The 11,892-nt window shown below is 45.2% G+C and carries 12 protein-coding genes and 1 other annotated feature; of the genes, 8 read left to right on the plus strand and 4 right to left on the minus strand.

Annotated elements, in window-relative coordinates; genetic code table 11:
- Nucleotides 1-338 precede the first annotated feature (338 nt).
- Complete coding sequence (locus tag AC3CH3_RS09465) at nt 339-2,702, plus strand: DNA polymerase II (RefSeq protein ID WP_488537034.1); 2,364 nt, start codon at nt 339-341, stop codon at nt 2,700-2,702.
- Between the two features lie 133 nt (nt 2,703-2,835).
- Here the strand turns inward: AC3CH3_RS09465 and AC3CH3_RS09470 are convergent, their stop codons facing one another.
- On the minus strand, nt 2,836-3,603 hold the full coding sequence (locus tag AC3CH3_RS09470; RefSeq protein WP_488537035.1) for a nucleotidyltransferase domain-containing protein: 768 nt from the start codon (nt 3,601-3,603) through the stop codon (nt 2,836-2,838).
- A gap of 137 nt (nt 3,604-3,740) precedes the next feature.
- On the opposite strand from AC3CH3_RS09470, the gene efpL reads away from it, so the two are divergent.
- The 3 genes from efpL (at nt 3,741) to AC3CH3_RS09485 (ending at nt 5,280) form a co-directional block, all read left to right on the plus strand.
- A complete protein-coding gene (efpL, locus tag AC3CH3_RS09475) occupies nt 3,741-4,310 on the plus strand; it encodes an elongation factor P-like protein EfpL (RefSeq protein WP_017055115.1) in 570 nt (189 codons plus the stop codon).
- Between the two features lie 10 nt (nt 4,311-4,320).
- Entirely contained in the window at nt 4,321-4,650 is a 330-nt protein-coding gene (locus tag AC3CH3_RS09480) for an HI1450 family dsDNA-mimic protein (RefSeq protein ID WP_004741258.1), read from the plus strand.
- Nucleotides 4,651-4,797: 147 nt separating this feature from the next.
- Nucleotides 4,798-5,280, plus strand: a complete 483-nt coding sequence (locus AC3CH3_RS09485) for an RNA methyltransferase (protein ID WP_017629620.1) — start codon at nt 4,798-4,800, stop codon at nt 5,278-5,280.
- Between the two features lie 210 nt (nt 5,281-5,490).
- Here AC3CH3_RS09485 and rluB read toward each other — a convergent pair whose 3' ends face one another.
- The 3 genes from rluB to rnm form a co-directional block, all read right to left on the minus strand.
- Nucleotides 5,491-6,525 carry a 23S rRNA pseudouridine(2605) synthase RluB gene (rluB, locus tag AC3CH3_RS09490; RefSeq protein WP_017055112.1) on the minus strand — a complete coding sequence of 345 codons (1,035 nt, stop codon included), beginning with the start codon at nt 6,523-6,525 and terminating at the stop codon, nt 5,491-5,493.
- 159 nt (nt 6,526-6,684) lie between these two features.
- Nucleotides 6,685-7,305, minus strand: a complete 621-nt coding sequence (locus tag AC3CH3_RS09495) for an L-threonylcarbamoyladenylate synthase (protein ID WP_009848751.1) — start codon at nt 7,303-7,305, stop codon at nt 6,685-6,687.
- A 62-nt stretch (nt 7,306-7,367) separates the two neighbouring features.
- Nucleotides 7,368-8,222 (minus strand): RNase RNM, encoded by an 855-nt coding sequence (rnm, locus tag AC3CH3_RS09500; RefSeq protein WP_048659601.1) that lies wholly within the window; start codon nt 8,220-8,222, stop codon nt 7,368-7,370.
- A gap of 120 nt (nt 8,223-8,342) precedes the next feature.
- Between rnm and trpL2 the strand changes: the two genes are divergently transcribed.
- The 4 genes from trpL2 (at nt 8,343) to trpD (ending at nt 11,878) form a co-directional block, all read left to right on the plus strand.
- The gene (gene trpL2 / locus AC3CH3_RS09505) at nt 8,343-8,468 is read left to right on the plus strand and encodes a tryptophan operon leader peptide (protein WP_009848753.1); all 126 of its coding nucleotides are present in this window, start codon (nt 8,343-8,345) and stop codon (nt 8,466-8,468) included.
- Nucleotides 8,415-8,529: a sequence feature (Trp leader region), on the plus strand. It overlaps the preceding gene by 54 nt.
- A 125-nt stretch (nt 8,530-8,654) precedes the next feature.
- Complete coding sequence (locus AC3CH3_RS09510) at nt 8,655-10,244, plus strand: anthranilate synthase component 1 (protein WP_488537036.1); 1,590 nt, start codon at nt 8,655-8,657, stop codon at nt 10,242-10,244.
- Nucleotides 10,245-10,246: 2 nt separating this feature from the next.
- Nucleotides 10,247-10,873, plus strand: coding sequence for an aminodeoxychorismate/anthranilate synthase component II (locus AC3CH3_RS09515; RefSeq protein ID WP_488537037.1), 627 nt, complete (start codon nt 10,247-10,249; stop codon nt 10,871-10,873).
- 9 nt (nt 10,874-10,882) lie between these two features.
- Nucleotides 10,883-11,878: an anthranilate phosphoribosyltransferase gene (trpD, locus tag AC3CH3_RS09520; protein ID WP_171351001.1), complete on the plus strand. Its 996-nt coding sequence runs from the start codon at nt 10,883-10,885 to the stop codon at nt 11,876-11,878.
- The last annotated feature ends 14 nt before the right edge of the window (nt 11,879-11,892 follow it).

An 11,892-nucleotide genomic window follows, 5' to 3' on the forward strand; every position in this document is an offset into this window, starting at 1 on the left:
AGCATTGAGTACATCTTAACTTAATTACTAAAAAAAAGCTCTGTTGAATATGTGCTGAAACACGAACTTTAGCAAGTACTTATTAACAAATAAGCTAACTAAAACAACAAGCTTTTTCTAAAAATCAACCAGTTAAAACAACACCCAATAAAATTACACAAGATAAAGATATTTTCAATACCATTGAATAACCATTCGCGACAATTTCACTTATTTGCTTATAGAGTCCCGTTATTTGCCTCTGTTAACTAGAATTTAGTTAGTATTTTTGCTGCCTGTTGTGCGCTGAGGGTCGCTAAGTGGTAGTATTCGATTCCCAATTTCAATAGGTTACTACATTGGATATTCAGCAAGGCTTTGTACTTACAAGACAAGCGAGAGATTTTTCAGGGCGCACGCAAATCGACTTGTGGTTAAGCACCCCTCAAGGCCCTACTCTGCTGACCATTCCAAATGAAAAACCTGTATTTTTTGTCGCTCAATCTGATTTAGAAGCATGTCAGACAATCGCAGCCAAAGAGTCGATTGATTGCCAATTTAAGCCTCTAGAACTAGCCACATTCGAGCAAACACCTCTCGCCGCGTGTTACACCTCGCTGTCGAGAAGTAGCTTTGGTTTAGCGCAAGCCTTCCATAACGAAGAAATCCAAACCTTTGAAAGCGATATTCGACTCGCTGACCGATTCTTGATGGAACGCTTTATCAAAGGAAGTATTGAGTTCACGGGTACCGCGGTACAAAAGAACCAGCATCGCAGAGTCTCAAATGCGAAATGCCGAGCGGGCGACTACTTACCCAATCTATCTGTCGTCTCGCTTGATATTGAATGTTCAGAAAAAGGCGTGCTTTATTCGATTGGTCTAGACAGCCCGATGGATAGCCGAGTGATCATGGTCGGAGTCCCTCAAGAAGCCGGCACCAACATCCAATGGGTTGCCAACGAAAAAGCTCTTCTTGAAGCCATGATTATGTGGTTCTCTGAATTTGACCCTGACATCATCATTGGTTGGAATGTTATCGACTTCGACTTTAGGCTGCTGCACAAACGTTCAGAATGGAACGAAGTAAAGCTAAATATCGGTAGAGACAATCAACCAAGCTTTTTCCGTAGCTCTGCACAGAATCAGCAGGGGTTTATCACTATCCCAGGGCGCGTTGTCTTGGATGGTATCGATATGCTTAAAACGGCGACCTACCACTTCCGGTCTTGGTCACTGGAGTCGGTATCTCAAGAGTTACTTGGCGAAGGTAAAGACATCCATAACGTTCATGACCGCATGGATGAGATTAACCGGATGTTTAAGTTCGATAAGCCTTCACTGGCTAAGTACAACCTTCAAGACTGTGTGTTGGTAAACCGAATCTTTGAACATACCCACCTACTCGATTTTGCGATTGAGCGTTCGCGACTGACTGGTGTCGAGCTTGATCGTGTTGGCGGTTCTGTTGCTGCTTTTACTAATTTGTACCTACCACAGATACACAGAGCGGGTTATGTCGCACCTAACTTAGAGCCTGAGAACTGGATTGCGAGCCCCGGTGGTTATGTGATGGATTCAATTCCCAACCTGTACGACTCTGTATTGGTGCTCGACTTCAAGAGCCTATACCCATCAATCATCCGTTCGTTCCTGATTGACCCTATGGGGCTGATTGAAGGATTGAAGCTGGAACTAGGCCCAGACGAAAACCAAGCGGTCGAGGGTTTTAGAGGTGGTCAATTCCACCGCTCTAAGCACTTTCTACCAGAGATGATCGAAAACCTATGGGCTGCACGTGATGTGGCTAAGAAGAACAACGAAAAAGCATTTTCTCAAGCGATTAAGATCATCATGAACTCGTTTTATGGTGTGTTGGGTTCATCTGGTTGTCGCTTCTTTGATACTCGCCTTGCCTCATCGATTACCATGCGCGGCCATGAAATCATGAAGCAAACCAAAGTGCTTATCGAAGACAAAGGCTATCAGGTGATCTATGGCGATACCGATTCAACCTTCGTGTCTCTGAATGGTAGTTTTGAACAGGAGCAAGCGGACGAGATTGGTCACACCCTTGTGGCTTACATCAACGATTGGTGGACGAATCACTTAAAAGAAACCTACAACCTAACCTCTATACTCGAATTGGAATATGAGACTCACTATCGCAAGTTTCTTATGCCAACCATTCGAGGTTCAGAAACTGGCTCGAAGAAGCGCTATGCCGGTTTAATCAATCAAGGTGACCAAGAGAAAATCATCTTCAAAGGGCTTGAGAGTGCAAGAACAGACTGGACGCCGTTGGCACAACAGTTCCAACAAACCCTGTATGAGATGGTGTTTCATGACCAAGACCCTACCGACTATGTCAGACAGTTTGTAGATGAGACTTCAGCGGGTAAACATGACGATTTACTGGTTTATCAGAAGCGTCTGCGTCGTAAGCTAAATGAATACCAAAAGAACATTCCGCCGCAGGTTCGCGCAGCTCGTATGGCCGATGAAATCAATGCTCAGTTAGGGCGCCCTCTTCAATACCAAAACAAAGGACGTATTGAATATTTGATTACTCTCAGTGGCCCTGAGCCTAAAGAGTATTTAAAGAGTGGTATTGATTATCAGCATTACATCGATAAGCAGATTAAACCGGTCGCAGAAGCGATTTTGCCGTTTATAGGGTTAGATTTTGAAAGAGTCAGCGGCCAGCAACTAGGCCTGTTCTAGATTGAATTCTCTTTTCTAGGCGACATTAGACTCGAGATATCAATTAAAACTCAAACCAGACATTAAAACGAAAAAAGCAGAAGAGTGCTTAACTCGTTCTGCTTTTTCATATCAATGGATAGCTTACGGACCTCTATCCGATTCTAAACTCGGTTTTCTGATATTGCTTAACTAACCACTCACCAAAGCCATCAAGAATACCGATCACCGAACGTTTAGGGATCGGTCTACCTGACAGTAAAATACCCAACCTTTGAATTTCGACTTCTCTATCTGGGTGATACTTCAAGAACTGTTGACCACACTCTACAGGATCATCGAACCAATACTTATCGCGATACATCACCAAAGAGTAACTCGCTCGCAGAAGCTTCTTGGCAATGATCACTTGTGCGACCACTTGTTGTTCTGGCGTTGTAGCTCGGGCAATCTTGTTGCGATACACCGCTAACCAGTTTTCCGCATCCATATTCCAATGCTTGGCAATTTCCCAACTCGTTTCAAAATCACCATAGCAATCTGACAAGTCCTCACCATGCACACATACGGCCAAATGCTTGAGCATAAAGCCCCAGGTGAAGATGTTGTCGAAATCGACTATCTCGCTCACCAAGGTGGTTTTAATCGCCACTTGAGTCACCTGTGGGAAGCTTTTTTGGAAGCGCCATTTAATGGTATTCAACAGCGTGGCTCGCTGATCAGGAAACGGGCGGTGTGTCACCACAACCACATCAAGATTTGAGCGACCGACGACGGCTTGCTTGCGAGCAACACTGCCATAAATATAGACACTGTGTAGATTAGAACCTAATCCACCTTTTAAGAAGGTAATCAGATCGTTAACCACAGGTTGGAATTCAGGTTGAAAAGGCTGTGTTGGGTCAATAACAGGTAGCTGCATAGGTCGTTTCGGTAAATAAAATCATGATTTAACAGTAACTCTATGATCGCCTAGGTGACTTTATGATTCAAGCTATTCCTATTTATAGCATCTCCGAGATATAATCAGCGGATAGACCCACTAAGGACAAACACAAAATGCCTAGAGCAAGTGAAATTAAAAAAGGTTTTGCTATCACAGTAGAAAGCAAAACAGTGATCGTTAAAGATATCGAAGTAACAACACCAGGCGGCCGTGGCGGCCAAAAGATTTACCGCTTCCGTGGTAACGATGTAGCAACTGGCGTTAAAACTGAAGTTCGCCACAAGGCTGACGAAATTGTTGAAACTATTGACGTAACTAAGCGTGCAGTAATGTTCTCTTACGTTGATGGCAACGAGTACATCTTCATGGACAACGAAGATTACACACAATTCATCTTCAACGGTGAAACAATCGAAGACGAACTGCTGTTCATCAACGAAGAAACTCAAGGCATGTACGCGATTCTTATCGATGGCAACGCTGCAACGCTTGAGCTTCCAACATCTGTTGAGCTAGTTATCGAAGAGACTGATCCTTCAATCAAAGGTGCATCAGCGTCTGCTCGTACTAAGCCTGCTCGTCTTTCTACAGGTCTTACTATTCAAGTACCTGAATACATCGCGACTGGCGACAAAGTAGTAGTAAACACTGCTGAACGTAAATACATGAACCGCGCAAGCTAAGATACTTATTATGACCGAAGCTAACGACCTAATGTCTTATGACGACGCAATTGACACTGCATACGACATCTTCCTAGAGATGGCACCTGACAACCTAGAACCTGCAGACGTGATTCTTTTCACAGCTCAGTTTGAAGATCGTGGCGCAGCAGAGCTTGTTGAAACTGGCGATGATTGGGTTGAACATGTTGGCTTTGAAGTCGACAAAGAGATCTACGCTGAAGTGCGCATTGGTCTTGTGAATGAAGCTGATGACGTTCTAGACGACGTATTTGCTCGCATGCTAATCAGCCGTGATCCAGAGCATAAGTTCTGTCACATGCTGTGGAAGCGCGACTAGTACCGCTATTGACACTCATCTGCATGAGTAAACAAGTATTCATGTACGCGAGTTAAAAGTTAGCCGAGCCCATTGCTCGGCTATTTTTATCACGCTGTTTCCCATCATGACTACCTACTTTCATCATCAACGTTAGATTCACTGATTATGACCAAAGCAAAAACGGACACACAATCGAAAGGCTATGCCTGCATTGGCCTAGTTAACCCAAAGACGCCGGAAAACGTAGGCTCTGTAATGCGAGCGGCTGGCTGCTATGGCGCCAACTCTGTGTTTTACACGGGCACACGCTACGACCACGCGCGAAAATTCCATACCGACACCAAAGAGAAGCACCTAGCGTTGCCTCTAATTGGTGTTGAAGATCTGAAAGACATTATTCCTGTAGGCTGCGTACCTGTAGCTGTTGATCTGATTGAAGGTGCTAAGCCGCTACCTGATTACAAGCACCCACCACGCGCGTTTTACATTTTTGGCCCTGAAGACGGCACGCTAAAGAAAGAGATCACAGACTTCTGTCGTGAGACGATTTACGTTCCGACCAACGGCTGTATGAATCTAGCAGCATCAGTGAATGTTGTGCTTTACGACCGACTGGCGAAAGGCGATAACTTCTCGAATCATAAGTAAAAGATTCGAAAAAATTTGTAGATGTGCGTAAACGAGATAAGAGATGCGAGAGCACACTTACTTTCGATTATAGCAGTATGTTTTCGCCACTCAATTACTCACATCCCTCATCTTCTATTGCTTCAGACGTAAAAAAACCTGCTCAATGAGCAGGTTTTTTAGTATTCAGTGCTTTCAGCTAATGAAGCTTACGCGTAAGAACTTACGTAATTACTGACGTGTTCTTGGCTTAGCTGGTTTAGCCGGACGACCGTTGTTCAGTTTAGGCTTACTTTTGTTAGCCTGAGGTTTGCCTTTGTTTGCAGCTGGAGCGCTACGACCTGAATCAGGTGTTGTTGTACCGCGAGTTGCAGGCTTCTTGCGTTTAGTTTGGTTACTGCGGCCTTTTGGTGCGTTAGCACGCTCTTCGTGACGCTTAACAGCACGACGAATTTTTTGGCTACGAGAACGCTCACGCTTACGAGAAGTGTTTGAAGGATCAAGATCCAACAAAGTCTCTTTCTCTGGCTTAAGCTCAACAAGTTCACGCAAGTAGTTAACTTCTTGAAGATCTAGCTCTTTCCAACCACCACGAGGCAGTTTCTTATCAAGGTAGATATCACCGTAACGTACACGTTTCAGGCGGCTTACTGTTGTTTCTTGAGATTCCCAAAGACGACGAACCTCACGGTTACGACCTTCGTTAATCGCTACGTAGAAAGTATGGTTCATACCTTCACCACCAGCGTAAACCACATCTTCAAAACGAGCCATGCCGTCTTCTAGTTGTACGCCACGAGTAACGTTTTTAACTTTTTGCTCAGTCACTTCACCGAATACACGTACTAGGTACTCACGCTCAACCTGACGGCTTGGGTGCATTAGACGGTTTGCAAGCTCACCATCAGTAGTGAAAAGCAAAAGACCCGATGTGTTTGCATCAAGACGACCAACTGAAATCCAACGAGAACCACGGATCTTAGGTAGACGATCGAAAACAGTGCGGCGGCCTTCAGGATCGTGACGAGTACAAAGCTCACCTTCAGGTTTGTAGTAAGCAAGTACACGACAAACCACTTCTTCAGAAGCCTTGCCTGAAACAGTATGGCCATCGATACGGATCACTGAGTTCTCGTCTTCAAGACGCTCACCCAGTTTCGCAACTTGACCGTTAACACTTACACGACCAGATTTGATTAAACCTTCTAGTTCACGACGAGAACCGTGACCAGCTCGCGCTAAAACCTTCTGTAATTTTTCGCTCATTTACTCTTTTCTACCTAATTGTCGTCTTCACAGACGTCGAATGAATTTTTCGCGACCAAATCGCGGTCGCGTATTATCGCAAATAACCTGCCAAAAAGCACTTGTTATTTACTCTGGCAGGTTTGCTGTATCGTTACAGACTGTTAATCAGTAAAGCGATTATTCAAACGGCGCAGGATCGCCAGCACCACGACGTAGAACCACGGCATCATCATCACTAAAGTCAATAACCGTCGTCGGTTGCTCACCTAAGTAACCACCATTCAAAATGACATCAACCGCATGCTCTAGGCTGTCACGAATTTCTTCTGGATCCGACTCAGTTGTCTCGTTACCCGGAAGAATCAATGACGTCGACATCAGTGGTTCGCCCATCGCTTCCAACAAGTCGAGTGCAATCTTGTTGTCTGGGACACGAATACCAATCGTTTTACGCTTGGCGTTCATCAAACGCTTTGGTACTTCTTTGGTTGCTTTAAAGATAAACGTGTAAGCACCTGGCGTGTGTGCTTTCAGTAGACGGAAAGCCACGTTATCGACGCGTGCATACAGTGATAATTCAGAAAGATCACGGCATAACAACGTGAAGTTGTGCTTGTCATCGATGCGACGAATTTTACAGATACGTTCAAGTGCTTGTTTGTTTTCAAGCTGACAGCCCAGCGCATAACCGGAATCTGTTGGATAAACCACTACGCCGCCATTACGAATAATCGCAACCGCTTGAGTAATTAAGCGTGCTTGTGGGTTATCTGGGTGTACATAAAAAAACTGGCTCATTGTTGATCCTCGTTATCGAATCTCTCGACTCTATCATCAGAAGGAGCTGGTTCACCTAAAGACTATTCAGATGGTGAAACCGTTTGAAACTCCCAATCTTTCCATACTTCTTCGACCCCAGAAGGTAGCCAGAGATTACGTCCAAGTTCCATCCACGGAGATGGGTAATGGAAATCACTGCCTTGGGAGGCTAATAGTTTGTATTGTATAGCATAATCCGCGAGTGTGCGTCTTTCTTGTTGCGCTTGCTGAGGTTGAGCGACTTCCATCGCATCCCCTTTCGCTTCAACAAATGCAGCTAGCAAGCGCTTAACCCACTTGGCTGTAAGGCCATATCGCCCAGGGTGAGCGAGTACGGCTTGGCCACCAGCAGCATGAATGGCCGTGACAGCATCACTCATTGAGCACCACGTCGGCGGCACATAACCTGGGTTATTGCGAGTAAGAAACTTTTTAAACACCTGCTGCATGGTTTTTGCGTAGCCGTTGTCGACTAACCACTTAGCAAAGTGAGCGCGAGTAATAGGCGCATCACCTGCAATCAATTTAACTTCTTCTAGCACCCCTTCACGAGTCGCTTTCTCAAGACGTTGAGCAATCATCTCTGCGCGTCCAATACGGTGTTGCTTCTGTTGCTCAATGAGCGCTTTGAGTTCTGGTGACTCAGGATCAACGTTTAACCCAACAATATGAATATCTTTATTTTGCCAAACGGTCGAAATCTCAATGCCGTTGATCAGCTGAATAGGAAGGTTGTTATCAGCAATATAGCTGCGTGCTTCAGCAAGCCCATCAGTCGTGTCATGATCTGTAATCGCTAGCGCTTCGATATTAAAGCCAAGCGCTCGGTCAATTAGCTCAGGTGGAGTAAGTCGGCCATCTGAGGCTGTTGTATGACTATGTAGATCAATTCTCATATATTCTTTTTCATTGTTTTCAATTTTTATCGTTATATTTGTGTCAACACACTTGACCCGCAAGCGGAAAACTAGTTAACTAGTACACAAATACGAAGTATCACATTTGATAGGTTCACCATGTTACAAGAATTTAACCAAAACCATAAAGATAAAGTTTTAGAACTTTCTTCAGTAGAAGCAAGTTCAGAGCTTAATTGGTGGCGCACTTGGACAAGTTCTTGGTGGGCTAACGTGTACTTCTAGTTAAACAGTTTGTTTATAAAAAAGTTATCACTAAGCCCGCTTTAATAGCGGGCTTTTTAATTTGTCGAACATCTCACATTCAACTGACTAACAAATCATCGAATTGACCATATTCTAGATTGGGTGAAAGGTATCTTTATGCGACTATGTACGGCAGGAAATTTAAAGAATCATAAAGGAGGTCTTGTGAACAAGGCCATTGAAATCAAAAAGCTGGGAACCATTGAGGTCATCAATTCATCAGTTCCTTACTCGCAAGATCCAACCAGCGTTTTTCATACTCTGTGTGAAAACAAAACAGACAGTTTGCTGTTGGAATCGGCTGAGATTGAATCCAAACAGAACCTAACAAGCCTGCTCCTTATCGACTCTGCTGTTCGTATCGTATGTCGCGGACATGAAGTAACCTTTCAAGCATTGACTGAAAACGGTCAAGCGCTTATCAAAAATCTCACTCAAAACGTGAAAGCAGAAATAAAATCTGACCTTACTGATAACGTTTTGACGCTGACTTTTGTCGAACCAAGCAACGAATTAGACGAAGACTCACGTTTAAGAGAAGCCTCTTCATTCGATGCACTGCGTTTGGTTCAGCACAGCTTTGAGCAAGACGCAGATAACAAACACGCGCTATTCATGGCGGGCTTATTCGCTTACGACATCGTGGCTAACTTTGAACCGCTAGGTGATGCTGAAGCAGCCAACAATTGTCCTGACTTTGTATTCTACGTTGCGGAAACACTATTGCGTTTCGACCACCAAGAGAACGAAGGCCTACTTCATGCGAGCTTGTTCGCTCAAGATGACAGCATCAAAGCGCAATTAACTGACCGTTTAGCCGATATTCAAACTCAGTGTCAGTCACTAAAAGCCATCACAGAAGTAACGCCGCTAGACAATGTTGAAGCGGTACCAAGCGTTTCAGATGAAGACTTCTGCCAAACGGTTCGTGATTTAAAAGAATACGTAGTTAAAGGCGATGTGTTCCAAGTCGTACCTTCACGCCGCTTCACTCTACCTTGCCCTGCTCCATTGGCGGCTTATAAAGAACTCAAACAAAGTAACCCAAGCCCTTACATGTTCTACATGCAAGACGAGCTATTTACTCTATTCGGTGCATCTCCAGAAAGTGCGCTTAAGTACGAGACCGAAACCAACCAAATCGAGATTTACCCAATTGCTGGTACTCGCCGTCGCGGTAAGCGCCCTGACGGTCAAATCGATTTCGATCTAGACAGCCGTATCGAGCTTGAACTGCGTACCGACAAGAAAGAAAACGCCGAGCACATGATGCTAGTAGACCTAGCGCGTAACGATGTTGCACGTATTGCCGAAGCAGGCACACGCCACGTAGCAGACTTGCTGAAGGTTGATCGCTACAGCCATGTGATGCACTTAGTTTCTCGTGTTGTTGGCCAGCTCCGTGAAGACTTAGATGCCCTACATGCTTACCAAGCTTGTATGAACATGGGAACCCTAACGGGCGCACCAAAAATCCGTGCAATGCAGCTTATTCGTGATGTAGAAAAAACGCGTCGTGGTAGCTATGGCGGTGCAGTCGGTTACCTAACAGGTGAAGGCACGCTAGATACTTGTATCGTAATTCGCTCTGCTTACGTTGAAGATGGTGTGGCACAAGTGCAAGCTGGCGCAGGTGTGGTATTCGATTCAGACCCACAAGCAGAAGCCGATGAAACTCGCGGCAAAGCGCAGGCGGTCATCTCAGCGATTCAAGCTGCACATACTAAAACTATTTCTAACAAGAAGGAGTCGTAATCATGGCTGATATTGTATTCATCGATAACTTCGACTCGTTCACTTACAACCTTGTAGACCAATTCCGCTCATTGGGTCACAACGTAAAAATATACCGTAACAACATCTCTGCAAAGGTAGTGGAAGCGGCAATCAACGAACTAGACAACCCTGTTGCTCTACTTTCACCAGGTCCTGGCGCTCCAGCAGACGCGGGCTGCATGCCTGAGTTAATTCAGCTGCTAAAAGGCAAGGTGCCAATGATTGGTATCTGCTTAGGTCACCAAGCGATCGTTGAAGCTTATGGAGGCACCGTTGCAGGCGCAGGCGAAATCATTCATGGTAAGGTGTCGATGATGGAGCACCAAAATCATGCGACTTACCAAGGCTTACCTTCTCCACTGGCTATTGCTCGCTACCACTCTTTAGTAGCAACGCATGTATCTGATAGCCTAACGGTGACAGCTGAAGTCGATGATCTGGTGATGTCTGTGGTTCAAGAACAAGACAAGGTTTGTGGATTCCAATTCCACCCTGAATCAATTATGACGACCTACGGTGCAACGCTTCTAGCGAACGCTATCGAATGGGCTCTTGAGAAACCTATTCATTTAGAGAAAAGCTCTCCCCTTGAGAAGACAGGAAAATAGGACGAAATCATGGAACAGATTAATAAGCTTTACGAACAGCAGTCTCTTACTCAAGAAGAAAGCCAACAATTGTTTGATGTGATCATCAAGGGTGAACTTGACCCAATCTTGATGGCTTCTGCGCTGACTGCACTAAAAATCAAAGGCGAAACGCCCGATGAAATCGCTGGTGCGGCGAAAGCACTGCTTGCGAATGCAAACCCGTTCCCGCGCCCTGATTACGATTTCGCAGACATCGTGGGTACAGGTGGCGACGGTCACAACACCATTAATATTTCGACGACTTCTGCATTTGTTGCAGCAGCGTGTGGCTTAAAAGTCGCAAAGCACGGTAACCGTAGTGTATCGAGCAAATCAGGCTCTTCTGACCTACTGGATTCGTTCGGTATCAACCTAGCAATGACAGCTGAAGACACACGTACGGCTGTTGATGAACTTGGCGTAGCATTCCTATTTGCTCCGCAGTATCACGTTGGTGTACGTCACGCGATGCCTGTTCGTCAAACAATGAAAACGCGCACGATCTTCAACATCCTTGGTCCACTGATTAACCCTGCTCGCCCTAACATCGAGTTAATGGGTGTTTACAGCAAAGAACTAGTACGCCCTATCGCAGAAACCATGCTGCAAATGGGCATGAAGCGTGCTGCTGTTGTTCACGGTAGCGGCCTAGATGAAGTGGCGATTCACGGCGAGACTATCGTTGCTGAAATTAGAGATGGCGAGATTCACGAGTACACAGTGACACCAGCTGACTTTGGTTTGAACACTCACCCTCTTGAAGCGATTAAGGGCGGCGAGCCAGAAGAGAACAAAGCCATCACAACTGATATCCTGACCGGTAAAGGTACTGATGCTCAAGTTGGCGCAGTGGCAGTCAACGTTGCTCTACTGATGCGTCTGTTTGGTCACGAAGACCTAAAAGCCAACGCACAGCAAGCGATTGACGCAATGAACTCAGGCAAAGCTTACGAGCTTGTACAAAAGCTTGCTGCACACGCCTAACGAACGACGAATTG

This window comes from Vibrio sp. QJM3NY_35 (genome assembly GCF_057785915.1).

What these genes read in the sequence shown, in the direction of transcription:
- AC3CH3_RS09470 (WP_488537035.1), bottom strand. Translation starts at nt 3,603, where the DNA reads ATGCAGCTACCTGTTATTGACCCAACACAGCCTTTTCAACCTGAATTC.
- trpL2 (WP_009848753.1), top strand. Translation starts at nt 8,343, where the DNA reads ATGTTACAAGAATTTAACCAAAACCATAAAGATAAAGTTTTAGAACTT.
- efpL (WP_017055115.1), top strand. Translation starts at nt 3,741, where the DNA reads ATGCCTAGAGCAAGTGAAATTAAAAAAGGTTTTGCTATCACAGTAGAA.
- trpD (WP_171351001.1), top strand. Translation starts at nt 10,883, where the DNA reads ATGGAACAGATTAATAAGCTTTACGAACAGCAGTCTCTTACTCAAGAA.
- rluB (WP_017055112.1), bottom strand. Translation starts at nt 6,525, where the DNA reads ATGAGCGAAAAATTACAGAAGGTTTTAGCGCGAGCTGGTCACGGTTCT.
- AC3CH3_RS09480 (WP_004741258.1), top strand. Translation starts at nt 4,321, where the DNA reads ATGACCGAAGCTAACGACCTAATGTCTTATGACGACGCAATTGACACT.
- AC3CH3_RS09515 (WP_488537037.1), top strand. Translation starts at nt 10,247, where the DNA reads ATGGCTGATATTGTATTCATCGATAACTTCGACTCGTTCACTTACAAC.
- AC3CH3_RS09495 (WP_009848751.1), bottom strand. Translation starts at nt 7,305, where the DNA reads ATGAGCCAGTTTTTTTATGTACACCCAGATAACCCACAAGCACGCTTA.
- rnm (WP_048659601.1), bottom strand. Translation starts at nt 8,222, where the DNA reads ATGAGAATTGATCTACATAGTCATACAACAGCCTCAGATGGCCGACTT.
- AC3CH3_RS09485 (WP_017629620.1), top strand. Translation starts at nt 4,798, where the DNA reads ATGACCAAAGCAAAAACGGACACACAATCGAAAGGCTATGCCTGCATT.